This window comes from Flavobacterium sp., from assembly GCF_024305175.1.
GTDB lineage: Bacteria > Bacteroidota > Bacteroidia > Flavobacteriales > Flavobacteriaceae > Flavobacterium.
In genome coordinates this window covers 38,171-64,302 of record NZ_JAMWYY010000002.1, presented here as the reverse complement: position 1 = coordinate 64,302, position 26,132 = coordinate 38,171, and the positions used below count along the sequence as shown (strand labels likewise).

At 42.7% G+C, this 26,132-nt stretch carries 16 protein-coding genes and 1 tRNA gene; 8 read left to right on the top strand and 9 right to left on the bottom strand.

The features are described from left to right. Window position 1 precedes the first annotated feature (1 nt). Entirely contained in the window at window positions 2-3,055 is a 3,054-nt protein-coding gene (locus Q0K96_RS00860) for a TAT-variant-translocated molybdopterin oxidoreductase (protein WP_297332140.1), read from the bottom strand. Window positions 3,056-3,088: 33 nt separating this feature from the next. After that, a complete protein-coding gene (locus tag Q0K96_RS00855; RefSeq protein ID WP_297332139.1) occupies window positions 3,089-4,432 on the bottom strand; it encodes a c-type cytochrome in 1,344 nt (447 codons plus the stop codon). A gap of 211 nt (window positions 4,433-4,643) precedes the next feature. Here Q0K96_RS00855 and Q0K96_RS00850 point away from each other — a divergent pair, with 211 nt between their 5' ends. Next, window positions 4,644-5,027, top strand: coding sequence for an SPOR domain-containing protein (locus tag Q0K96_RS00850; protein WP_297332138.1), 384 nt, complete (start codon window positions 4,644-4,646; stop codon window positions 5,025-5,027). 68 nt (window positions 5,028-5,095) lie between these two features. Here the strand turns inward: Q0K96_RS00850 and infB are convergent, their stop codons facing one another. From infB to rimP, 3 genes are read right to left on the bottom strand one after another with little or no spacing between them, the layout of a single operon-like run. Continuing rightward, window positions 5,096-7,948, bottom strand: coding sequence for a translation initiation factor IF-2 (infB, locus tag Q0K96_RS00845; RefSeq protein ID WP_297332137.1), 2,853 nt, complete (start codon window positions 7,946-7,948; stop codon window positions 5,096-5,098). A gap of 53 nt (window positions 7,949-8,001) precedes the next feature. Further along, the gene (nusA, locus tag Q0K96_RS00840) at window positions 8,002-9,243 is read right to left on the bottom strand and encodes a transcription termination factor NusA (protein WP_297332136.1); all 1,242 of its coding nucleotides are present in this window, start codon (window positions 9,241-9,243) and stop codon (window positions 8,002-8,004) included. An 18-nt stretch (window positions 9,244-9,261) separates the two neighbouring features. Further along, window positions 9,262-9,726 carry a ribosome assembly cofactor RimP gene (rimP, locus tag Q0K96_RS00835; RefSeq protein WP_297332135.1) on the bottom strand — a complete coding sequence of 155 codons (465 nt, stop codon included), beginning with the start codon at window positions 9,724-9,726 and terminating at the stop codon, window positions 9,262-9,264. Window positions 9,727-9,909: 183 nt separating this feature from the next. On the opposite strand from rimP, the gene Q0K96_RS00830 reads away from it, so the two are divergent. Continuing rightward, complete coding sequence (locus Q0K96_RS00830) at window positions 9,910-10,755, top strand: universal stress protein (RefSeq protein ID WP_297332134.1); 846 nt, start codon at window positions 9,910-9,912, stop codon at window positions 10,753-10,755. A gap of 50 nt (window positions 10,756-10,805) precedes the next feature. Here the strand turns inward: Q0K96_RS00830 and Q0K96_RS00825 are convergent. Continuing rightward, window positions 10,806-10,876 (bottom strand) — tRNA-Gln (locus Q0K96_RS00825). Window positions 10,877-11,022: 146 nt separating this feature from the next. Between Q0K96_RS00825 and Q0K96_RS00820 the strand changes: the two genes are divergently transcribed. From Q0K96_RS00820 to Q0K96_RS00810, 3 genes are all read left to right on the top strand, one after another. Then, entirely contained in the window at window positions 11,023-14,295 is a 3,273-nt protein-coding gene (locus Q0K96_RS00820) for a DUF2723 domain-containing protein (RefSeq protein WP_297332133.1), read from the top strand. 91 nt (window positions 14,296-14,386) lie between these two features. Then, window positions 14,387-17,668: a DUF2723 domain-containing protein gene (locus Q0K96_RS00815; RefSeq protein WP_297332132.1), complete on the top strand. Its 3,282-nt coding sequence runs from the start codon at window positions 14,387-14,389 to the stop codon at window positions 17,666-17,668. 69 nt (window positions 17,669-17,737) lie between these two features. Then, entirely contained in the window at window positions 17,738-18,379 is a 642-nt protein-coding gene (locus Q0K96_RS00810; protein WP_297332131.1) for a polysaccharide deacetylase family protein, read from the top strand. On the opposite strand, the gene Q0K96_RS00805 is transcribed toward Q0K96_RS00810, so the two are convergent. After that, complete coding sequence (locus Q0K96_RS00805; protein ID WP_297332130.1) at window positions 18,376-18,672, bottom strand: thioredoxin family protein; 297 nt, start codon at window positions 18,670-18,672, stop codon at window positions 18,376-18,378. The two genes, Q0K96_RS00810 and Q0K96_RS00805, sit on opposite strands and share 4 nt — an antisense overlap. A gap of 74 nt (window positions 18,673-18,746) precedes the next feature. Continuing rightward, window positions 18,747-19,976 carry a metallophosphoesterase gene (locus Q0K96_RS00800; protein ID WP_297332129.1) on the bottom strand — a complete coding sequence of 410 codons (1,230 nt, stop codon included), beginning with the start codon at window positions 19,974-19,976 and terminating at the stop codon, window positions 18,747-18,749. A 189-nt stretch (window positions 19,977-20,165) separates the two neighbouring features. On the opposite strand from Q0K96_RS00800, the gene Q0K96_RS00795 reads away from it, so the two are divergent. The 3 genes from Q0K96_RS00795 (at window position 20,166) to Q0K96_RS00785 (ending at window position 25,007) form a co-directional block, all read left to right on the top strand. Further along, the gene (locus Q0K96_RS00795) at window positions 20,166-20,744 is read left to right on the top strand and encodes a flavodoxin family protein (RefSeq protein WP_297332128.1); all 579 of its coding nucleotides are present in this window, start codon (window positions 20,166-20,168) and stop codon (window positions 20,742-20,744) included. Between the two features lie 64 nt (window positions 20,745-20,808). Beyond that, window positions 20,809-23,640: a DNA polymerase I gene (gene polA / locus Q0K96_RS00790; RefSeq protein WP_297332127.1), complete on the top strand. Its 2,832-nt coding sequence runs from the start codon at window positions 20,809-20,811 to the stop codon at window positions 23,638-23,640. A gap of 47 nt (window positions 23,641-23,687) precedes the next feature. Further along, on the top strand, window positions 23,688-25,007 hold the full coding sequence (locus tag Q0K96_RS00785; protein ID WP_297332126.1) for a serine hydrolase domain-containing protein: 1,320 nt from the start codon (window positions 23,688-23,690) through the stop codon (window positions 25,005-25,007). Window positions 25,008-25,046: 39 nt separating this feature from the next. Here Q0K96_RS00785 and Q0K96_RS00780 read toward each other — a convergent pair whose 3' ends face one another. After that, complete coding sequence (locus tag Q0K96_RS00780) at window positions 25,047-26,069, bottom strand: LacI family DNA-binding transcriptional regulator (protein ID WP_297332125.1); 1,023 nt, start codon at window positions 26,067-26,069, stop codon at window positions 25,047-25,049. Window positions 26,070-26,132 lie beyond the last annotated feature (63 nt).

The following is a 26,132-nucleotide window of genomic DNA, read 5'->3' as shown; positions in this document are numbered from 1 at the left end:
ATTAGGTGTTCCTCACTTTAACGTGATAGAATACATTAGGCTTAGTGCCAATATGTTCCAGCAGGTGATACATCCTGTCGCTTTCCTGAAGCTGTGCAACTGTATCTTCCTCATTGTTTACATCTCCAAACACCATTGCACCGGAGCCGCAGGCCTCAGAACATGCTGTGTAGAATTCATCTTTCCTTACCGGGCGGCCTTCACGCTTAGCGTTAAGTATGGTAGCCTGTGTCATCTGGATACAGAAAGAACATTTCTCCATAACACCCCTCGAGCGTACGTTAACATCAGGGTTAAGTACCATACGGCCAAGATCGTCATTCATGTGGTAGTCAAACTCCTCGTTCTTGCTGTATAAGAACCAGTTGAAACGACGCACTTTATAAGGGCAGTTGTTTGCACAGTAACGGGTACCTACACAACGGTTATAAGCCATGTGGTTTTGACCCTGGCGGCCGTGAGATGTTGCCGCAACAGGACAAACAGTTTCGCAAGGCGCGTGGTTACAGTGCTGGCAGAATACAGGCTGGAATGCAACCTGCGGATTCTCTGCCGGGTCTTCCATTTCCCTGAAAGTTTCTATAGAATCAAGTAATCCGCTTGCAGCTTCTTTAGTTTCAACATCACCTGCAAATGTATCTTCAGATGAGTAGTACCTGTCAATACGCAGCCAGTGCATATCACGGCTTCTCCTTACTTCGCTCTTACCAACAACAGGAACGTTGTTTTCGGCGTGGCATGCAATAACGCACGCGCCACAACCTGTACAGGCGTTAAGGTCTACCGATAGGTTAAAGTGGTGGCCCACTGTCCTGTCAAAAGATTCCCAAAGGTCTACAGTAGCTGCAGGCACTTCTTTATGGTCTAATGATACTACAGGAACTTCATTCCATTCAGCAGCATCTTTAGTATTATAATCTTTAAGGGTTGTTTCTTTAATGATGTCGCCCCTGCCCATCAGTGTTTTTTGTAACTGTATGCAGGCAAATTCGTGGTCGCCGCTTTCTTTGGTTATCTTAACCGGCTGAACAGCATTAAAGTTATTATACAGCGTGTAAGCATTTACACCTACCACCATTTCAGGCTTCATAGCCTCTTTGCGGCCGTAACCAAGCGCAAGGCCTACTGTGCCTTTAGCCTGACCAGGCTGTATAATTACAGGGACTTTTTCAAGTTTTTTACCATTAACTTCTATAGTAACATAGCTTCCGTTAAGTCCGCCATTTGCTACATTATAGTTTTCAAGGCCCAGCCTTTCTGCATCAGCCTTTGAAACAGTAAGGTAGTTATCCCAAGATACCCTTGTTATTGGGTCAGGGAACTCCTGAAGCCATGGGTTACTTGCCTGCTGGCCGTCTCCCATACCTGTTTTGGTATAAAGTACAAGTTCAAGCTCTCCTGCTTTTTTGGCTTGCGCAAGCTTAGAAGCCGCACCGCTAAAGTCAGCACCGTTAGTTACAGCAGGAGCTATAGTTTCAGCTACAGCAACACCATCATGCACCAGTTGGTTCCATGTTTTACCTGCTGCATAAGCAGGAGCTGTAACTTTAAGATAGTCGTAGAAAGATTGCGGGTTACCCGTCCATGCCAGTAACGAATCCTGAAGCTGCCTTGTTTTAAACAGCGGGCGGATTGTAGGCTGCATGATGCTGTAGTAACCTTTTGCTATACTTACATCTCCCCAAGACTCAAGGTAATGAGGGGCTGCAGCAGCTATAGTAGTAAGACTAGCCGTTTCATCTTCTTTCATAGTGAAGGCTACCGACATTTTTACTTTTTTAAGGCCTTCTGCAAACGCTGCGCTGTCGGCAAGCGTGTACATTGGGTTAACACCACTTGTAATAAGTGTATGTACCGACCCTGCTTTCATGTCATTTACAAGCTGGGCAACTGCCTTTGCATCACCTTTTCTTATAAGGCGTGCACCTGCAGGGTTAAATGCAGCCGACTGAAGTGCGTTATTAATGGCAAGCACTAATAGTTGTGCATCAGTATCATCTAAACCTGTAACAACCACACCGCGTGAACCAGCCGATTTAAGCTGCTGTGCCGCTTTGGCTACTTCTGCTTTTGCAGTAAATGCCGGTGTGCTAACCGAAGAACCTGTAATTGCATTGTAAAGTTCTACAAGTGCATACTTCTGCTCAGTTACCGTCATCGGGATACGCTTATCGGCATTAGCACCCGATAAAGACATGTTTGCCTCCATCTGGATGTGCCTTGACATTTTACCATTTTTAGGTATACGCCCTTCAGCATATCCGGTATCGCAGCCACCGCCCTGCCAGTCGCCAAGTATATCGGCACCTACAGAAACGATAAGGTCTGATTTAGCAAAATCATAATCAGCAAGAGCCCTTTCGCCATAAACAGACTGGAAGGCATCAAGCGCTGTAGTACATGAAACAGCATCATATATTACATGCTTAAAGTTGGCATACCGTGCACCAAATTCAGCAATAAGTTTTTCAGTTGCAGGGCTTGCAAGTGTACCTGTTAAAAGAACCACCTGCCCGCCAGAAGCCGCAGCCTGATCAAGGCTTTTCTTCACTTCGGCATCAACCTCTTCCCATGATGCAGGCTTACCCTTAATCATAGGCTCTTTAAGGCGCATACTGTCATATAAAGAAAGTACAGACGCATATACCCTGGCATTTGGCCTTATTTTGCCACCTGCCAGATAGTTGTTTTCAACTTTTATAGGCCTGCCCTCGCGGGTCTTAACAACAATATTTGCAAAGTCGAAACCATCTGCCATAGTAGTAGCATAGTAATCTGCTACGCCCGGAATGATTTCTTCCGGCTGAACAACATAAGGTATCGATTTAATAACAGGGCCTTCACACGCTGCAAGCGAAGCTGCAGCAGTACTAAACCCTACATATTTTAAAAAGTCACGACGGCTTGTTGATGATGATGACAAAGCTTCTTTGTTACCAAGAAATTCGTCAGTCGGTATCTCCTCAACAAACTCATTGTTTCTTAGCGTCTCAACAATAGAACTGTTTTCTTTCAGTTCTTCAACACTTTGCCAGTATTTTTTGTTTGATGCCATGTTATATATAGATATTAGCTTCTTTAAAATTGATTAATAGTGACATTTACCACATTCTGTTCCGCCCATATTGGCAGCAGTAAGCTTGGTTACGCCATATTTCTTGGCAAGCTCATCGTGGATTTTTTCGTAGTAAGCATTACCTTCTATCTTCACATCTGTTTCGCGGTGGCAGTTAATACACCAGCCCATTGTAAGAGAAGAATGCTGCTTCATTATTTCAAATGTTTCTACAGGACCGTGGCATGTTTGGCACTCTACACCTGCTACAGAAACGTGCTGAGCGTGGTTAAAGTAAACAAAATCCGGAAGGTTGTGTATCCTTACCCATTTTACCGGCTTTTGTTTGCCTGTATAGGTTTGGGTGGCTTTATCCCAACCAACAGCATCATATAGTTTTTGTATCTCGGCAGTGTAGAACTCTTTAGAATACTCTACATAAGTTGAATCTTTATCTCCCTGGAATTCTGCAATGTTTTTGTGGCAGTTCATACACACATTAAGTGATGGTATACCGGAGTGCTTGCTTACCCTTGCAGAAGAGTGACAGTATTTACAATCTACACCATTATCTCCGGCGTGTATCTTGTGAGAGAAGTGAATTGGCTGTATTGGCTCATACCCTTGGTCTACACCAATCTGCATCAGGTAACCGTAAAGGAAGTAGGAAGCAGAAAGCAGTAACAGGATAGCAGTAACTAAAACCAAAAACTGGTTTTTAGCATAAGCCTGCCATAATGACACTGACGACTCAGGCTTCTCAACCTCAATACCGTTTGCAGCAGCAACCTTTTTAAGTGTTTTATTAACCAGTGCAAGCATTACAATAAGAACCACAAGCACTAAAACAAGAGCACCTAAAATAAGCGCATTGTTTATTCCGTTGTCAGATGCAACAGGAACACCGCCTGGAACAGGAGTTGGCGCAGAAACCTCAGCAGGCTGCGAAGTATAAGCAAGAATATTATCTATGTCCTGGTTAGACAACTGCGGAAACGCAGTCATTACCGATTGGTTGTTTTCATTAAAAAGCTTAACAGCAACAGGGTCGCCCGCTTTAATCATAGCGCTACTGTTCTTTATCCAGCTATACAGCCACTCCCTGTCATGTTTTTCAGCAACATTTCTTAGGGCAGGCCCTGTAGCCTTAGCATCAAGCTTGTGACAGGCAGCACAAAGCGTGTTAAACAACTCTTTACCCTTTACAGGATCTCCCGCACCCGCATCAGCCCCGGCATCAGCAACCGCAGGCGCAGCAACCGCCGCGTCGGCAGGAGGAGCATCCTGTGCAAATACTGAAAGGGAGAAGGATAGCGAGAACGCCAGACAGAACATTATAATTCTTGAAAACGAAGTATGGTTACCCACTTTTTTCATATTAAAAATGATTATCGACTATTTTGGTACAGTTTTTAATGTATACACAACAAAATGTTATAGTTTTTTAAAAACTCCCACAAAAATACGACTTAAGAATTATTCTCAAACCTTAAATAAATGTTAATAATCAATTTATAACAATTCTAAATAAACCCGAAGAATACAGGTAAAACAATATGTTGTACTTTTGTAGCAAACACTATTCATTATGAGAAAATTAAAATTTGGAAGATACTTATTTGTGGCACTTTTCCTAATAACAGGGTCCGGATATATGCACGCGCAGGATGTTACAGTAACGCAGGATGAAAAATTTGTACAGCTGCTTAATGAAAAAAGAAAAATAAATGCATCGGTAACTATAAATGACAAGTATAAAATACAGATTTTTTATGGTGAAAACGACAAAGCACGCAAAGCACTGTCAGAGTTTAAAAGAGAATTTACCGATACAGACGGCACCATAGTTTACGAAAGCCCGACTTACAAAGTATGGGTAGGCAGCTTCAGTTCAAGAATTGATGCCGAAAGGATGCTTGTAAAAGTAAAAGAGAGATTCCCGTATGCGCTTTTAATTAAGCCAAACAAATAGAATAAATAACTATATATAACAACAAAGCCCGCTGAAAAGCGGGCTTTGTTGTAGTAAAAACTTAATTATTATTTAAGCTTTTTCTTTACTTCTACTTCCTGGAATGCTTCAATTACATCAAGCTGTTGCAGGTCGTTATAGTTCTTGATCTGCATACCGCAGTCGTATCCTTTAGAAACTTCCTTAACATCGTCTTTAAAACGTTTAAGCGTGGCAAGTTCACCTGTGTAAATAACCACACCATCGCGTATAAGCCTTATCTTAGAGTTCCTGAATATCTTGCCATCGGTAACCATACATCCTGCAATGGTTCCCACTTTAGAAATCTTGAATATCTCACGCACTTCGGCAGTACCTGTAACCTCTTCTTTAAGTTCAGGCGAAAGCATACCCTCCATCGCATCCTTAACATCATCAATAGCATCATAGATGATTGAGTAGTTCCTGATGTCGATTTCTTCTTTTTCTGCAAGCGATTTGGCACTTGCCATAGGGCGCACATTAAAGCCGATGATGATAGCATCTGATGCCGAGGCAAGCAATACATCACTTTCAGTTATTGCTCCAACACCTTTGTGGATTATGTTGATCTGGATTTCTTCTGTAGAAAGCTTAGAGAATGAGTCTGATAATGCCTCTACCGAACCATCCACATCACCTTTAAGGATAATGTTAAGCTCTTTAAACTGGCCAAGTGCAATCCTCCTGCCTATCTCGGCAAGTGTTATATGCCTTTGTGTACGCACCGATTGTTCGCGGATAAGCTGTGTACGTTTGGCTGCAATTTGTTTTGCTTCCTTCTCGTCTTCATATACACCAAACTTGTCACCTGCTGTTGGGGCACCGTCAAGACCAAGTACAGATATAGGTGTAGATGGTCCTGCTTCTTTAATATTATGACCACGCTCGTCGTGCATTGCCTTAACCTTACCGTGGTGCTTACCTGCAAGTACATAATCGCCTACCCTTAGGGTACCGCCCTGCACCAGCACTGTAGATACATAACCACGGCCTTTATCAAGAAACGCCTCTACAACCGTACCAACAGCCGCTTTTTCAGGGTTGGCTTTAAGGTCTAGTATTTCGGCCTCAAGCAATACTTTTTCAAGTAGCTCATTAACCCCCATACCTGTTTTTGCAGATATGTCGTGCGATTGTATTTTACCGCCCCAGTCTTCTACCAGTAAGTTCATACCGGCAAGTCTTTCTTTAATCTTTTCAGGGTTTGCTGTCGGCTTATCTACTTTGTTAATAGCAAATATGATAGGCACGCCGGCTGCCTGTGCATGGTTTATTGCTTCTTTAGTCTGCGGCATTATATCATCATCCGCAGCAATAACAATAATAGCAATATCGGTTACCTGTGCACCACGCGCACGCATAGCGGTAAACGCCTCGTGGCCCGGTGTATCAAGAAATGTTATTTTCTGTCCGTTTTCAAGCATTACCCCATAGGCACCAATGTGCTGGGTTATACCTCCGGATTCTCCTGCAATTACGTTTTCTTCACGAATGTAGTCAAGTAACGAGGTTTTACCGTGGTCAACGTGTCCCATAACCGTAACTATAGGTGCACGTGGCTCAAGGTCTTCCTCCCTGTCTTCAACCACTTCTTTAGCCTCTTCAATATCAGTGGTAATAAACTCTACATCAAAGCCAAACTCATCTGCCACAATAGTAAGCGTTTCAGCATCCAGCCTTTGGTTCATGGTAACCATGATACCTAAAGACATACATACCGATATTACTTTGGTAATTGGCACATCCATCATGGTAGCAATTTCTCCAACTGTAACAAATTCTGTTACTTTAAGAGTCTTGCTGCCCTCTGTAAGTATGCGCTGCTCATCGTCAGTACGCTGACGGTGGCTCTCACGCTTGTCACGGCGGTATTTGGCAGCTTTAGATTTTGTTGTTTTACCCTGTAGCTTTTCAAGCGTTTCGCGAATCTGGTTTTTAACCTCTTCTTCAGTAGGCTCTACTTTAGCCACAATAGCTTGGCGCTTTGTAAATTTATTAGCTCCCGGCCTGTTAGCCTGGCCCGGCCTGTTGTTACCCTGCTGGCCACCCTGGCCTTGCTGACCCTGACCTTGAGGTTTAGGGGTAATACGTTTTCTTTTATTCTTATTATTATTGTTGCCCTGCTGGTTACCAGCATTGCCTTTAGCACCATCCCGCTTAGGCTCTTCTTTCTTCTTTTTAGGCCTGTCAAACTGAGAAAGGTCTATTTTTTGTCCTGTAAAAGTTGTACCGGAAAGCTTCTGGTATTGCGTTTCTATCTTATCGTCCTGCGGCTGCTGGCCTTCCTGCTGTGGCTCCTGTTGCTTTTTAGCATCGGGTGACTGTGCTACAATTTTTGGCTGTGGTTTTATAGCAGGCTCTTCTTTTTTAGGCTCCTGCTTAGCAGGTTCTTCCTGTTTCGGATTTATTGCAGGTTTTGGCTCTGCAGCTTTTGGCTGTTCAGGTGCTTTTGGCTGCTGTTCTGCAGGTACAGGTGTTTCGGCTTTTGGCTGTTCTGTTGCTGCAGGTGCGTCTGAAGAAGGTTCCTGAGCTTTTTTAGGATTTAAGTCTATTTTGCCGACTGCCACAGGTCCCGATAGAGAAGCTTTTGCCTTAATAACTTCCTGCCTTTGCTTTTCTTCGTCCTGCTTTCTTTTTTCTTCCAGTTCACGCTCCCTTTCCATGCGAAGCGCCTCTTTCTCCTTCCTCTTTTCTTCACTCACCTCAAGAGAAGCCTCTTTTTTACCCTTATCAGCAGAAAACTGACGGTAAAGGGTATCGCGTTCTTCACCGGAAATCTTGGCATTAGGGCTCGCCTCTATAGAATACCCCTTATCCTTAAGGTATTCCACAGCCCTGTCCAGCGAAATATTTAATTCCCTTAAAACTTTATTAATTCTTATTGCTCTTTCTTCAGACATAAAATCCTTTTAATATTATCTTCTATCGTTGTGTGTGTTGTCTTTTATTAAACCTACTCTTCAAATTCTTCCCTCAAAATCCTGATAACATCCATAATGGTTTCTTCCTCAAGGTCTGTCCTCCTTACAAGGTCCTGAACGTCATGGTTCAGCACGCTGCGGGCAGTATCAAGGCCTATTTTGGCAAACTCATCAATTATCCATGCTTCAATTTCATCAGAGAATTCAGTCAGTTCAACATCTTCCTCCTCTGCAGGCGTACCTTCCCTTATTACATCAAGCTCATAACCTGTAAGCAGGCCTGCCAGCTTAATATTGTGTCCGCCGCGTCCAATAGCTTTAGAAACCTCTTCCAGCTTAAGGAAAACCTCCGCCCTTTTGCTCTCTTCATCAATTTTTATAGATGATATTTTAGCAGGGCTAAGCGCACGCGAAATATACAGCTGCGTGTTAGTAGTATAATTTATAACATCAATATTTTCGTTACCAAGCTCGCGCACTATACCGTGTATGCGCGATCCTTTCATACCCACACAGGCACCTACAGGGTCTATCCTGTCATCATAAGAATCTACGGCTACTTTAGCTTTTTCACCCGGTATCCTTACTACTTTTTTAACGGTTATAAGGCCGTCAAACACTTCCGGTATTTCCTGCTCAAACAATTTTTCAAGGAATTTTTCAGATGTCCTGCTCATTATAATCTGCGGCTTGTTGCCTTTAAGCTCTACATTTTCTATAATGCCGCGCACATTGTCGCCTTTCCTGAAAAAATCAGATGGTATCTGTTTTTCTTTAGGAAGCACTATTTCATTTCCGTCATCATCCACCAAAATTACAGCTTTTGGCCGAACATGGTGCACTTCAGCAGTATAAATATCGCCAATTATGTCTTTAAACTGCTTGTATAAGTTGGTATTATCGTGTTCGTGTATCTTAGAGATAAGATTTTGGCGCAGTGCAAGTATAGCCCTGCGGCCCAGCTGGATAAGCTTAACTTCTTCCGAAACCTCTTCACCCACTTCAAAATCGGGCTCTATCCTCCTGGCTTCAGAAAGCGAAATTTCCTGGTTAGGGTCTTCAACCTCACCATCGGCAACCACTATACGGTTCCTCCATATCTCCATATCACCTTTATCAGGGTTGATAATAATATCAAAATTATCGTCAGAGCCGTATTTCTTCTTTAAGGCGTTCCTGAAAACATCTTCCAGTATCGCCATAAGGGTAACGCGATCTATTAGCTTATCATCCTTAAATTCAGAAAACGATTCAATTAATGCGATATTCTCCATACCAACTATCTTGTTTTTTTAAAATTTTATTACAACTACTGCTTCCTTTATATCTCCGTAAGGCACTTCTGCTCTTTTTTGCACGGTTTCTTTGCCTTTTCCAACCTTTTTAGGTTCGCGGGCTTTCCACTCCAGTATTATATGCTCATCTGTCGCACCGGTAAGCTCGGCCTCAATTTTTTCATTTTGGGTGGTTACCTTAAGCGTGCGCCCCATATTTTTTTTGTACTGCCTTTTGTTTAGCAACGGGCTTGTTGCACCCGCCGATGCCACCTCAAGCGAAAAGTCCTGCTCCTCCCTGTCAAGGTTATGCTCTATGGCACGGCTAACATCTATGCAATCCTGCAGGTTAACACCATTATCACCATCCAGCGTTACCATTATTTTATTGGCTTCGGTTATCTTAAGCTCAATAAGAAAGAGCTCCGGGCGCTCTTTAAGCGCTTCATCCAACAGGCTGCCTACTTTCTCTTTAAATGTCATATTTTTTATGAAAAAGAGGGGACTTCCGCCCCCTCATTATTTACTGTTCTGTGAAATAATGGCGCAAATATAGCAATTTTTTTTATATCTTGAAAATCATTGTATAATGCAAAATTAATTCTTACTTTTATAATGTTAAAAGTACACGCATAATTTGTTAATATTAGACCTATACCAATCATTATGAAAAAAATTTTAGTCCCTACAGACTTCTCTGAACATGCCGAACATGCACTTAAAGTTGCCGCACAAATTGCACGCAAAAACAACAGCGAAATATACCTGTTGCACATGCTGGAACTGCCTTCGCACATTAGCGACGACGGTATTGGCGAGAGCAACGCCGTAGGCAGCAGCGCAGGTGTGCCCGAGGTTATGTTTTTTATGGAAAAAACACGTGAGCGTTTTGAGGAAGTGCTTAACGCACCTTACCTTGAAGGCATACCGGTTGTAGAAGCAATTCAGTTTGACAGGGCTTTTGACGGAATTATAAAGCAAAGCAAAAAGCATAGTATAGACCTGATAGTAATGGGGTCTCATGGCGCAAGCGGTTTCAGGGAAATGTTTATTGGCTCTAACACAGAAAAAGTAGTAAGAACATCTAACATACCTGTGTTGGTAATCAAGAAAGATGAAGGCAATTTTAACCCGCAAAAATTTGTCTTTGCTTCTGATTTTTCTGAAGAAATAAGGAAACCGTTTAGCCAGGTGGTTGATTTCGCCAACACTTTTGATATGGAACTTGACCTTGTTTACATAAACACGCCAAACGATTTTAAATCTACCCACGCCGCTATGAAAACCATGCAGGAATTTGCAGCAGGCTTTAGCATAAACAATGTAGACCTTCACATTTATAATGATGTAAATGTAGAGAAAGGCATACTGCATTTTGCCAACCACATTAATGCCGACATGATAGGTATGTGTACCCACGGAAGGCAGGGCCTTGCCCACTTCTTTAACGGCAGCATAAGCGAAGATTTAGTTAACCACTCTATGAAACCGGTGGTAACTTTCAAGATATAAATTACCTGTTAAAACCAAAAAAACCTCTCAGTTTCCTGAGAGGTTTTTTGTTGGTCCACTAGGACTCGAACCTAGAATGACTGAACCAAAATCAGTAGTGTTACCATTACACCATGGACCAATCTTGCTCATTGCGGGTGCAAATGTAGCACATAAATTTATTAAAGCAAATTTTTGGCAGAAAAAAATATTAAAAAATATTTTTTTGCGTTCTGTAAGAATAACCATGTTTTTTCACGACAAACTTAACCTGTTAATTTACAGCCTATGGAGCATTTCAACTTTAAAAAATGGAATACAATACTGGGATGGACATTATTTTTTACAGCACTTGCCGTTTACACCCTTACAGTAGAACCAACCGTTAGTTTTTGGGACAGCGGCGAGTATATTTCCACTTCTGCAAAGCTGCAGGTGGGGCATCCGCCGGGCGCTCCGTTATACCAGCTTATTGGCGCTTTCTTTGCTATGTTTGCATCAGGCCAGGAAAATATAGCCTTTATGGTAAATATGGTTTCGGTACTCTCATCCGCGTTTACCATATTGTTTATGTTCTGGTCTTCTACGCTCCTGCTCAAAAATATAAATGCATTAAAAAATACACACAAGCAAAACAGTATAGCCATATTGGGCAGTGCGGCAACAGGTTGCCTTACTTTTATCTTTACCGACAGCTTTTGGTTTAATGCCACCGAAGCCGAAGTATATGCTATGGCATCATTATTTATAGCCATGCTCTTTTGGGCAGGGCTGCGCTGGGGCGAAGCCATGCACACGCAAAACGGCAACCGCTGGCTGCTGCTGATAGCAATGCTTACCGGGCTTTCTTTCGGGGTGCACTTTTTGGCATTGCTAACCATACCTGCAATAGGGCTTATTTATTATTTTAAAAACTATGAAAAAATAACTTTTAAAAATTTTGCTGTTGCCAACATAGCCGTTACAGGCATACTGTTGTTTGTTTTTATGATGCTCCTGCCCTACACTATGGCTCTTTTTGCAAAAGCCGAAATATTTATGGTAAACAGCATGGGGCTTCCGTTCAATTCAGGTACGGTATTTATGTCCCTCGCAGTAGGCTTGCTGTTTTGGTACGCATTAAGATATACCCGCAAAAAGCAGCTTCCGTTGTATAACACCCTTGTACTGTGCCTGCTGTTTATGTTCATAGGCTTTTCATCGTGGATGATGCTGCCGGTAAGGGCAAACTCGGGCATTACCATTAACGAAAACCCGCCCACAGATGCAGCCGACCTGCTTGCTTACTATAACCGTGAGCAATACCCGGAGCAAAAAGTATTTTATGGGCCAATGTATACACAAGCCTACGCCGGGCTTGATGCCGATATGCCCTACACAGATGCCAAGCCCAACTATGAAAGGGACTATAAAACAGGAAAGTATGTTATAATAAACAACTATAAAAATGCAAAGCAGCAATTTGACAGAAGCCATGAGGGATTTTTACCGAGGCTCTCTAAAGAAAAGCATGCTGCCAATTATATGGCTTATGCCGGTGCGCCTGATTTCAGGGTTAACCCAAACTATGATTTTGAGAGTGAACTGCCCTATTATGGCATTAATGTAGCCGAACTCAGCCCTGAAGATACTGCTATAGCCGCAGCAGGTTTGAGGAATGAACTTGATAATATTATACAGGAGTTTAAAACCGCATACCGCAAAGGTGATGCAGGTAATGAGGAACTTGACTCGTTCCTTAAAAACTACAGCCGCTACCTGATTATTGACAAGCCTACGCTGATACAGAATATCAGCTATATGTTCAGCTACCAGTTTGGCTATATGTACTGGCGTTACTTTATGTGGAACTTCGCCGGAAGGCAAAACGATATTCAGGGCAAAGCCGATATACTTAACGGAAACTGGATTAGCGGTATAAAAGCCATAGACGGGCTAAGGCTTGGTAACCAGGAAAAGCTTGCCCCCGATATGCTTAATAATGAAGGAAGGAATACGTATTTTTTTATCCCGTTGCTGCTTGGGGCTGTTGGGTTGTTGTATCATGCCCGTAAAGACGCTAAGAGCTTTTACGTGCTCTTAGTGCTGTTCCTGTTTTGCAGCCTTGCTATAAAAGTATTCCTTAACGAAAGCCCTTTTGAGGTGCGCGAAAGGGATTACGTGTTAGTCGGCTCTTTCTACGTTTTCGCCATCTGGATAGGATTCGGTGTATTTGCATTATTACAGTTTGCAGGTAAATTTATAAAGCCTAAAGTTGCCATTCCTGCAGTATTTGCCATTACGCTGCTTAGCTGCCCCGTTTTAATGGCACGTGAAAACTGGGATGACCATGACCGTTCCGAACGTTATACCGCACTGGCAATGGCAAAAGCCTGCCTTGATTCCTGCGCACCAAATGCCATTTTATATACTGTTGGCGATAATGACACATTTCCCCTATGGTATGCTCAGGAAATAGAAAACTACCGTACCGATGTAAGGGTGGTATGCACCACGTACCTGCCTGCCGACTGGTATATAGACCAGATGAAACGCCAGGCTTATGATTCTACCCCTTTGCCCATAACGCTGCTGCACGACCAATACAGGGACGGCACACGCGACTTCATGCTCTACAACAAAAAAACAGATGAAAGGATGAGTATTGCCAGCTTTATGGAGTTTGTATCGCTTGATGATGAACGCGCTACCGTAGAGCTGCAAAACGGGCACAGGGTAAACTACTACCCTTCAAACAAAATACGCATTCCGGTAAACAAGCAAACCATCATAAAAAACAAGGTAGTACTAGAGGCTTATTATGATGATATTGTTCCTTATATAGACATAGACCTCCCGGATGTATTGTACAAGCACAACCTTATCATGCTGGATATTATCAACAACAATAACTGGGAGCGCCCTATCTACTTTACCGGGGGCAGCCCCGAAGACGATTATTTTGCATGGATGGACAACTACCTGCAACTGGAAGGCATGGCCTACAGGCTCGTTCCGGTAAAGACAGAGAATCCGGAAGATAACCCGTTCGAGCTTGGCAGGGTACATTCGGAGAAAATGTATGATACTGTAATGAAATGGGACTGGGGCAACAGCAACAGCCCTGATGTGTACCTCGACCCGCAAACATTGCGCACCGGCGTTAGCTATAAAGCAAATCTTGCACGCCTTTCAGATACGCTTATTGAAGAAGGCAACCCAGAAAAGGCTGAAAAAGTTATTGACCTTGCCCTGGAAAAAATGCCTGTAGCACGCTACCGCAGCTATTTTATGGATAAAGATTTTGCCGATGGCTATTACCGTACCGGTAATGTAACCAAAGCAAGGAACCTGTTGACAACACTCGTACAGAAATACCAAGAGAACCTTACTTACTATAAATCCTTAAAGGCACCTTTACAGGATGAACTGTTTTATACCATAATACGCGATATAGAAAGTTACAGGAGCTTACTCCTTATCATGAAAGAGAATAACGACCTTTCTTTTTATGAGGAACACAAGGAAGAATTTAACCGTTACAACAAAATGTTCGGCCGGTTTGGGCGTAAAAATGAATAGGCAGGCATAAAAAAAAGCGCTGAACCCAAACCTTACGCAAAAAAATAGTTTCTTTGCAGTACTAAAATACACATACTGTAAATCATTTTAAATGGTAACATTCAACTTTAAAAAATGGAATACCGTGCTTGGCTGGACTGTTTTTGCCATAGCACTGATAGTATATTCTGTAACCGTTGAACCTACTCTTAGCTTTTGGGATTGCGGCGAATATATAGCAACCGCCGCCAAACTGGAAGTGGGCCACCCACCGGGAGCGCCGCTTTTCCAGATGATGGGTGCTTTCTTTGCCATGTTTGCCACAGGCCCGGATACGGTTGCACTTATGGTTAATATGGTATCGGTGGTTTCCAGTGCATTTACCATATTGTTCCTGTTCTGGTCGCTAACTATATTGCTTCGCACCATTACAGAGCGTTTTTCAGAATTTAATAATAACAGTGCAGCAGCTATTTTGGGCGCTGCGGCTACAGGTGCGCTTGCCTTTACATTTTCTGACAGCTTCTGGTTTAATGCCACAGAGGCAGAGGTATATGCCATGGCATCATTATTCATCGCGTTGCTTTTCTGGCTTGGCCTGCGCTGGGAGCAGGATATGCACACGCCGCGCGGCAACAGGTGGCTGCTTATCATTTCGCTGGTAACGGGACTTTCGTTCGGTGTGCACTTTATGGCGTTGCTTGCTATACCTGCCATAGGCTTTATCTACTTCTTTAAGAATTACCGCGATGTTACTGTAAAGAATTTCCTTATTGCCAATGTGGTTATTGTAGCTATATTACTTTTTATATTTAAGCTTTTATTGCCTTATACAATGGCACTTTTCGGTAAAACCGAAATATTCATGGTAAACAATATGGGGCTGCCATTCAACTCGGGCACCATATTTATAGCCCTTGTTATCATAGCCTTCTTTTATTTCGGATTACGATATACACAAAAAAAGCAGTTACCTTTTTATAACACCCTATTGCTTTGCATACTGTTCATCCTTATAGGTTTTTCTACCTGGATGATGCTGCCGATAAGGGCTAACGCCAACGTGGTTATTAATGAGAACAAGCCTTCGGATGCTGCCGAGGTACTGGCCTACTACAACAGGGAGCAGTATGGTGAGCAAAAGCTTTTCTATGGCCCAATGTATTCTGATGCTTATGCAGGGTTAGACCCGGTAAATCCGTATGAAGATGAAAAGCCCAACTACCAGAGGGATTATAAAACGGGTAAGTATGTAATTGTAAATAATTACAAGAACGCCAAGCAAAATACGGATGACCGCCACAAAGGCTTTATGCCGCGTATGTGGAGTGCCGACCATGCCGCTAACTACATGCGTTTCTCTAACACGTTAGATTTCAGGATAGACCCGAATATTGATTATGACAGGGAACTGATGCAGTATGGCGTTGACCCGGAAGTATTAAGCCCGGAAGATTATGCACAGGCGGTAAACCAGATAAGGGGCGGACTTGAAGAGGAAGTAAGCAACTTTAAGGCTGCTTTCCGCTCAGGGCAGGCAGATATAGAAGATTATAATAAATTCCTTACTACCTACGGGCAGTACCTGCTTGTAGAGAAGCCATCGTTCATGGATAACATGAAGTATATGTTCGTGTACCAGTTCGATTATATGTACCTGAGATACTTTTTATGGAATTTCGCCGGAAGGCAGAATGACATACAGGGGCGTTATGACAACCTTGACGGTAACTGGATAAGCGGCATTAAAGCTTATGACAGCATAAGGCTGGGCAACCAGGATGAGCTTACAGATGACCAGAAAGAAAACAAAGGCCGTAATGTGTACTACATGCTGCCGCTTATACTGGGGCTTATAGGTTTAGGCTACCATGCATTTAAAGATTTAAAGAGCTTTTATGTATTGCTGGTACTGTTCCTGTTTACCGGGCTTGCGCTTAAAATATACCTTAACGAGCGTCCGTTTGAACCACGCGAAAGGGATTATGCGCTTGTAGGCTCTTTCTTTGTGTTCTGCATCTGGATTGGCTTCGGCGTTTATGCCATATTTGAGGGTATCTCAAAATATATTTCTGCAAAAGTTGCTGCGCCTTTAGTAACAGTAGTATGCCTTTTGGCTGCGCCTGTACTTATGGGTTCTCAAAACTGGGATGACCATGACCGCTCAGGGCGTTACACAGCACTTGCAATGGCAAAAGCCTACCTTTCATCATGCGAACCAAACGCCATACTCTTTACTATTGGCGATAACGACACCTTCCCGTTGTGGTATGCACAGGAGGTAGAGGGCTTCCGTACCGATATCCGCATTGTTAACACCAGCTTGTTCATGACCGATTGGTATATCGACCAGATGAAGCGCAAGGCGTATGAGAGCGAGCCTATGCCGATATCATTCACGCACGACCAATATGTGCAGGGTACACGCGATTACATGCTGTACATACCGGAAACAGACGCAAGGTGGGATATAAAGCAATTTCTTGACTTTATAAAATCGGACGACCCGCGCACCAAAAAAGAACTGAACAACGGCCACAGTGTAAACTACTACAGGACAAACAAAATAAGGCTTAATGTTAACCGTGAAAATGTTATAAAAAGCAAATCGGTTAACCCTGCCATGTATGACTCTATAGTGCCGTATATCGATATAAACATTAAAGGCGATGCACTTTACAAGAACCGCCTTATGATGCTGGATATACTGGCTAATAACGACTGGAAACGCCCTATCTATTTTACAGGAGGCAGCTTTGGTGATGACGATTACCTTTGGATGAAAGATTACCTGCAACTGGATGGCCTTGTGTTTAAGCTGGTACCTTTCCGCTCTCCGATACCGGAAGATGGAAGCCCGCTTGATATGGGTTACATTGACACCGAAAAGATGTATGACATTGTAATGTCATGGGACTGGGGTAACAGTGGCAGCCACGATATTTATCATGACCCTGAAACAAGGAAGAACAGTATAACCTACCGTACCAACCTTGCAAGGCTGATGGAAAAACTTATTGAAGAAGGCAAAGACGACAAGGCAAAAAAGATAATAGACCTTGCCATGGAAAAAATGCCTGTAGAATACTATGGTTATTATACCCTGCTGGAGCCATTTGCATCCGGCTACTACCAAACAGGTAATAAACAAGCCGCAAGAAAACTGCTTGAAACGCTTATTGGTAAATACCAGCAAAGCCTTACCTTCTTTAACAGCTTAAAGATATCAGAGCAAAACGATTACCATATTGATATCATTACCGATATTGAGCGCTACAGGAGCCTGCTGCTTATCATGAAAGAAGAGGGCGATATGGAAATGTATAATAAGGAAAAAGCAGATTTTAATAAGTATAACAAAATGTTTGAACGCTTTAAACGCGAAAGCGAATAACAATCAAACAGGAATTATTAAATTTGGATGCAGTACTTTTTAGTACTGCATTCTTTTTTAGCTTGGCTTATGAAAATGTACTGGGTAAAAACAAACCTGCTGATTAAAAAATGGTTCTCCGGCTTTGTATGGAGCATACCCAACCATGAAAAAAAGATATACCTTACTTTTGATGACGGCCCTACCCCGCAAGTTACAGAATGGGTACTTGAAGTACTTGCAGAGCATAACATAAAGGCTACTTTTTTTTGTATCGGGAATAATATAGAAAAGCATCCTGAACTATTTAAAAAAGTAATTGCAGCAGGCCACACCATAGGTAACCATACTTATAACCACCTTAACGGGTGGAATACCAAAAACGATACATATCTTGACAATACGATAGCTACAGAAAGTATTATAGATAAGCTGTATCCAAATGGCACTGAAAAGCTTTTCAGGCCGCCATACGGCAAAATGAAGGGAGCACAGGCTAAAGCTGTGCGCAGTATGGGCTACAGAATAATAATGTGGGATGTGCTAAGCGCCGACTTTGACAGGAACATAACGCCCGAAAAGTGCCTGCAAAATGTAATAAGGAACACGCGCGAAGGCAGTATCATTATATTTCATGATAGCGAAAAAGCATACCCTAACCTTAGGCATGCCCTGCCGGAAAGTATAAAATACCTGAAAGAAAAAGGATTTGTTTTTGACAGGATAAACTAAAGCTGTTCCTGTACCAGTGCAATAATAGTATTGGCATCAAGCTCGCCCGATTGCCTCCATACCATTTGCCCGTCTTTGTATATCATTAATGTAGGAAGCCCTTTTATCCTTAGGGCATCGGCCAGTTCCTGGTTTTTGTCCACATCAATTTTTATCACTTTCGCCCTGTCGCCAAGCGCTGCGGCAACGTCGCGCATTACAGGATGCATCGAAACCGAAGGCTCGTTCCACTCTGTGTAAAAATCAATAAGGACCGGTACCTTTGAGTTGATTAATTCGCCGAATTTTGACATAAATTTAAATTTAAACCGACCAAAAAGCTTTTGTATTCCGATTAAAACTACACAAATATAACAATTTTATCAACCTACGCTATTTTTTCGCCTTTTTTTAGTTCCAGCACAGTAATCTCGGGCCATATACCCACCCTACCCGGGTAGGCATGAAAGCCAAAACCGCGATTAACATATATATACCGACCCACATGCTCATAAAGCCCTGCCCATTGCTTGTATATATACTGCACAGGGCTCCATTTTATAAGCCCCGGTATCTCTATACCAAACTGTAAGCCGTGTGTGTGCCCGCTCAGGGTAAGGTGATAATTATTATGGCTTTGCTTTACCTCCATTTCCCAATGCGAAGGGTCGTGGCTCATTAATATCTTAAAATCATTTGGCGTTAAGCCTTCAGATGCTTTACCCAGGTCGCCTGCCTTTTTAAAGTTATGCCCCCAGTTCTCTACACCCACAAGGGCTATTTGCTGGCCGTCCCTTTCAAGCTTAACATGCTCATTAAGAAGAAGCTTAAAGTCTATCTGGCGGTGCAGGTCTTTAATAGCGTTAAAGTTATCTTCTTTATCTTTATTGGTAGGCCAGGTTACATACTCGCCATAATCATGGTTGCCCAGTACAGAGTATTTCCCAAGCGGCGGATTCTCAATACGCTTAAAAGTTTCTATCCAGGGGTGCATTTCTTCGGCGTGGGTATTTACTATATCGCCTGTAAAAAGAATGATGTCCGATTTTTGCTGATTGATAAGGTCTATGGCATGGCTTATTTCATCGGGGTTATCAAAGCTGCCGCTGTGGACATCCGATATCTGCGTGATGGTCATACCGTCAAAACTCTCGGGCAGGTCGGCAAAATAAAGTGTCTTTTTTCTTACTTGGAAGTTATACTTACCTTTTGTCATTCCGTACAGCAATGATACAAACGGAATTGCTGCCAGGCCAAGCGCCGCCTGGCTCACAAACTTACGCCTCTCGATAAGGAACGACTCATTGCTGTTACCCAGAAATTCGCGCATAAGTCCGAAGAAAAAGCGCACTATATCTTCACCAAACATTACAACGGCAATAACCATTTTGGGCACATAGGTAAGCAGCAACAACCCGAATGTAAAGAGTGTCTGCTTGTTTTGCCCCACACTCCTGTCAAACTGCGTAAAGGAGTAGGCAATATACATAATGATGATAAAAGAAATGATCTGGTAGGCATAAAGCACCCATCTCAGCCTTGTTACGGTGCGTATAGCCTGAAATGCATATACCTCAACCAAGACAACGAAAACAAAAAATAATATCCAGCGAAACATATGTTCTTTCCTAAAAGTGATACTGATATTTAGCACAAAACGTGCCGTTAATTGCTGTCAGCAAAGATATAAACGAATATGTCCTGATTTTGTTACCGCGAATAATATTAGGATATAAATACCTTTATATTAAGATTTTCTTTACAAACAGTTGGCTATCTTTGAAAGATAACGAAATAACCATTTGATATGAAAGCAGTTATACTACTGGCAACCCTTAAAAAAGAAGGCAACAGCAATACCGAAACCCTTAGTGAATTTTTTGCGGAGCATCTTAAAAAACAAAATATTGAGAGCGAGATCATCAAGCTTGTCAATCATACTATTCTTCCCGGTACTTATTCTGACATGGGTGATGGGGACGAATGGCCTGCCATACTTGAAAAAGTACTGTCAGCCGATATAATTGTATTTGCAACCCCGGTTTGGTGGGGCAACCATTCTTCTCAGATGCAAATGGTAATTGAAAGGATGGATGAGCTTCATGATGAAATTATGGAAGGCAATACATCTAAACTACAAGGCAAAGCAGGAGGTATTATAGTAACGGGCGACAGCGATGGAGCAGAGCATATTATTGCCAATACTGCCAATTTTTATAATGCTTTGGGTATAGGGCTGCCACCGTTTGCATCATTAACCGTATTATGGGAAGGCCACGCCAAAGGCAAAGACACCCCAAAAGAAGAGCTGCTGGAAAAATACCGCAAGGAGTATGACAAAACAGCAGAGCAAATGGTTAAGCAACTGGCAGGGTATGTAAAGTAATACCTGTTGCAACGCATGGCTATTAAAGCGGGTTTGCTTATTTTTACAGGCAAATAAATTTTTCATGTCACAGCAAAAACGACTTTTCCTGCTCGATGCCTATGCGCTAATATTCCGCGGCTATTATGCATTTATTAAAAACCCGAGGATAAACTCCAAAGGCATGGATACCTCTGCCATTATGGGTTTCATGAACTCTTTGCTGGATGTTATAAAACGGGAGCGGCCCGACCACCTTGCCGTTGCTTTTGATAAAGAAGGCAGCGCAGTGCGTACCGAAATGTTTGCCGACTACAAAGGGCACCGGGACGAAACACCCGAAGCCATAAAAATTGCCATTCCGTATATACAGGACATACTTAAAGCCATGCACATACCCGTTATAGAAATGGCGGGCTGCGAGGCAGACGACCTTATAGGCACTGTTGCAAAACAGGCAGAGAAGCAGGGCTACCAGGTATATATGGTAACACCTGATAAAGATTTTGCACAGCTTGTAAGCGAAAATATATTTATGTACCGCCCCGCACGTATGGGTAACGGTATAGAGATTTGGGGCGTGCCGGAAGTACTTGAGCGTTTTGAAATTGAGCGTCCCGAACAGGTAATCGATTTTCTGGGCATGATGGGCGATGCTGTAGATAATATTCCGGGATTGCCGGGTGTAGGCGAAAAAACCGCCAAAAAACTACTGAAAGAATACGGCTCTATGGAGAACCTGCTGGCCAACACGCATCAGCTTAAAGGTAAAATGAAGGAGAACATAGAGGCAAATGCCGAAAAGGGCATTTTATCTAAAAAGTTAGCCACTATTATTACCGATTGTAATGTAACCTTTGATGAGCATGATTATGAACTGAGCAAGCCTGACACCGAAAAAGTGGAAGCCCTTTTCCAGGAGCTGGAGTTCAGGAGGATGGCAGAGCAGTTCCATAAGCTGTTCTCACATGGCGAGGAGTTCGACGAAATCAACACACAAGGTTATACGCCCACGAAAACAATTACAAAACAGGACCAGCAGTTTTCTCTTTTTAATGAAGGTGCAGCAGATGAGCATGCCCAGTTTGACCCCGGATTTTACAAAAAGATTGATACGTACGACCATAATTACCAGGTAGTGCAGGGCAATATGGGTATAAGCCTTTTAATGCGCGACATGATGCAGCAAAAGAGCGTGAGCTTTGACACCGAAACTACCGGGATATGTGCCCTTACTGCAGAGCTTGTCGGGATGTCATTTTCATGGGAGAAAGGAAAAGGGTTTTATATTCCCGTACCTGCCAACCGCGACGAGGCAAAAGAACTGCTGCAAAAGCTGGTACCGTTTTACGAGAGTGAGGAAATAGAGAAAGTGGGCCAAAACCTTAAATATGATATTGAAGTGCTTTCTAACTACGGTATAACTGTAAAAGGAAAGTTTTTTGACACCATGATTGCGCATTACCTCATCAATCCTGATATGCGCCACGGTATGGATATACTTGCCGAAACCTACCTGAAATATTCGCCTATGCCTATTGAGTCGCTTATCGGTAAAAAAGGCAAGAACCAGAAAAGCATGCGCGATGTTGAGCTGGAACTGATTAAAGAATATGCCGTTGAGGATGCCGACATAACCCTGCAGCTTAAAGAGGTGTTTGAACCCATGCTGGAACAAACCCTTACCCGCAAACTTTTTGATGATATAGAGATACCGCTTATGCCGGTACTTGCAGCCATGGAGCATGAGGGCATAAACCTTGATACGGCTTACCTGAAACAGCTTTCTGAAGTACTGACGAATGACATTAAGGGGCTTGAGCTTAAAATTTATGAAGCCGCCGGAGAATCGTTTAACCTTGCCTCACCTAAACAGCTTGGAGATATATTATTCGATAAGCTGAAAATAGGGGGCACCAAACAAAAGAAAACAAAAACGGGGCAGTATGCCACTGGCGAAGAGGTGCTATCATATCTTGCCAAAGACAACCCCATAGTGCAGGACATACTGGACTGGAGGCAGCTTATAAAACTGCAAAACACCTATGTAGATGCGCTGCCCACACAAGTAGAACCCGCAACAGGCAGGGTGCATACCGATTATATGCAAACGGTAGCCGCTACCGGAAGGCTCAGCAGCAACAACCCCAACCTGCAAAACATACCTATACGCACAGAGCGTGGCAGGCAGATAAGAAAAGCATTTATAGCACGCGACGAGAACTATACATTGCTTTCTGCTGACTACTCGCAGATAGAGCTTCGTATCATAGCCGCATTAAGCGGTGACCCGGAAATGGTAAAATCGTTCCAGAATAATGAAGATATCCATGCCAGTACGGCGGCTAAGGTGTTTAACGTTTCTCTTGAAGAAGTTACAAGAGAGCAGCGAAGCAATGCCAAAACGGTAAACTTTGGTATCGTATATGGTGTTTCGGCATTCGGGTTAAGCAACCAGACATCTTTAAGCCGCTCAGAGTCGAAAGACCTTATAGATGCTTATTATAAGACTTACCCAACACTCCGCAGTTATATAAACAGCCAGGTAGAGTTTGCCCGAGAAAACGGCTATGTGCAAACCATCTCGGGCAGGAGGCGTTACCTTAAAGATATTAACTCGCAAAATGCAGTGGTGCGCGGCGCGGCAGAACGTAATGCCGTTAATGCCCCTATACAGGGCAGCGCCGCCGATATTATTAAGATTGCAATGATTAATATACACAAGCGCCTTATCAATGAAGGCTGGAAGAGCAAAATGCTGCTGCAGGTGCATGACGAACTTGTTTTTGATGTGCACAACAGCGAAACAGAGCGCATAAAGCCGATGATTAAGCATGAAATGGAAAATGCATTTCCGCTTGATGTGCCGTTAGTTGTAGAAATGGGTACCGGGCAAAACTGGCTTGAGGCGCATTAATGTAATGTTACAGTCAGACTGCCGTCTAATTATAAAAACTTAAAACGATGAAAAAGAGCTTACTGCTGATCATAGCTTATATCCTGGCTGCCCCCGCTTTTGCACAGCCTATGGAGCCACGCTTTGTTAAGATAGACAGCCTGTTGTCTTACTTCGCTGCCAATAATAAATTTATGGGTTCTGTCAGCATCCGCGAAAAAGACAAGGTAGTTTTTGAAAGAGCCTACGGATATGCCGATGCAGAAAATAAAATTAAGGCAAATGCCGATACAAAATATAAAATAGGCTCTATAACCAAGATGTTTACATCGGTTATTGTCTTTCAGCTTATAGAAGAAAAGAAGCTTACGGCTGACACAAAGCTATCGCAGTTTTTCCCTAACATAAAAAACGCCGACAGTATAACCATTACCAATTTGCTAAACCACACCAGTGGGCTTTATAACTTTACAAACGACAGTATCTTTGGCAGCTATGTAACCGCATTCCAGCCTCATAAGTCCATGCTTAAAAAAATAGAGGCTTATGAGCCTGTGTTCAGCCCGGGTTCTAAGGCAGAATACAGTAATAGCAACTACCTGCTTTTAGGATATATAATAGAAGATATTCTTAAAAAACCATATAAAGATGTAGTAGAAGAAAGGATAGTAAAAAAGCTTGGACTTAAAAACACCTATTACTATGGCAAGATAAACCCGCGCCGCAACGAAGCCTACTCCTACCATTATAACGGCACCGACTGGGAAAGGCATGAAGAGTGGAATGAATCGGTAGCGGGGGCGGCTGGCGCCATGCAAAGCACACCTACTGACCTTACTACCTTTATAAGGGCGCTGTTTGAAGGCAAGCTGGTAAAAAAGACATCATTAGATGAGATGCTTAAGTTTGACTACGGATATGGCAAAGGCATCTTCAGCTTTCCGTTTGGCGAGCGCCACTTTTACGGGCATAACGGGGGTATAGAGAACTTTACCTCTTCTTTGGGCTATTACCCTAAAGAAGGGCTTGCAGTAGCCCTTACCGTTAACGGAAATAATTATGACGGGAACGAAATAATGATAGGCATACTCAGCATTTACTATAAGCTGCCTTACCGTTTCCCTAATCTTAAAACCGTAAAGGTTGCACCGGAGATTTTAAAAGGATACGAAGGCACTTATGCCTCGCCTGGCGTACCGCTTAAAATAAATATTAAATATTCTAACGGTGTACTTATGGCTCAGGCTACAGGGCAGGGTGCCTTTCCGTTAAACCCGCTAAGCGATAACGAATTTAACTTTGACCCGGCAGGTATAAGCGTAACATTTAAGGATAATAGCTTTACCATCTATCAGGGTGGTACTGCAACAGAATTTAAAAAGGAGTAATCAGATGATTACTCCTTTTGGTTTTTTCTCTGTTTATATTTAAAGCTTTCGCGTAGATTCACGCTGCCTTAATTCGGTTTTTATAACTTTTGTCTGGTATTCCGGCTCCTCCCCTTCTTTCGCCTCAAGGCGGTCTATAAGCATGTTGGCTGCCGCCTCACCAATTTCGGGCCCGTGCTGGCTAACGGTACTAAGGCTTGGGGTTAACCTGCGCGACCACACGCCATCGGCAAAGCCTATTACATTTAGCTCATCCGGTATTTTAATCCCTTTTTTAATGGCTGCCTTCATTGCCATTACAGAGGCATGCTCATCAAGGGCAAAAATACCGTCTATTTTTTTGTCAAACAGCTTTTGCAGCTTCTCATCAAAGTCATCTGTGTTATCGGTAAGTATGGTTATGGTGTCGTTAATGCTAATATTGTTATCGGTAAGTGCTTTGTGGTAGCCTTCGGCCCGCAACTTACCCACGCTCAGGTTATCAATAGTAGAAAGCAACGCTATGTTTTTACAGTTAAGTTTTATCATGTGGTTTACAGCATGTACCGCCGAATCAAAATCATCTACAATAACCTTATCGCAATTTACCTCATCTGATATCCTGTCAAACATTACTATAGGTATATCATCCGATATGGCTTCCTTAAAATGTTTAAAGTCGCCTACGGCCTGGGTTTCTTCCGCAATAGAAAGTATAAAGCCATCAATAGTACCATTGCTGAGCATATCCATAGCATGCACTTCTTTCTCCAGCGACTCATTGCTTATGCAGGTTATTACATTATAGCCGCGGTCGTTTGCCGCTTTTTCTATTCCACTAAAAACTTTAGCAAAAAAAGGGTTAAGTATATTAGGTATTATCACGCCTATGGTACGACTCTTTTTGCTTTTTAAATTAACCGCCACATTATTGGGCTTGTAGTTTTTAAGCTTGGCGAATTCCTGCACGCGCTTTTTGGTGGGTTCGCTTATTTCCGGGCTGTTGCTTAACGCTTTAGATACTGTTGAGACAGATACATTAAGCTCTTTCGCTATCTGCTTTAGTGTGGCCTTTTGTTTCATACTTCCAAAAAATTATTGCATTGTAAAAGTAACGAAAATAATTACGAAATAATATTTATAATT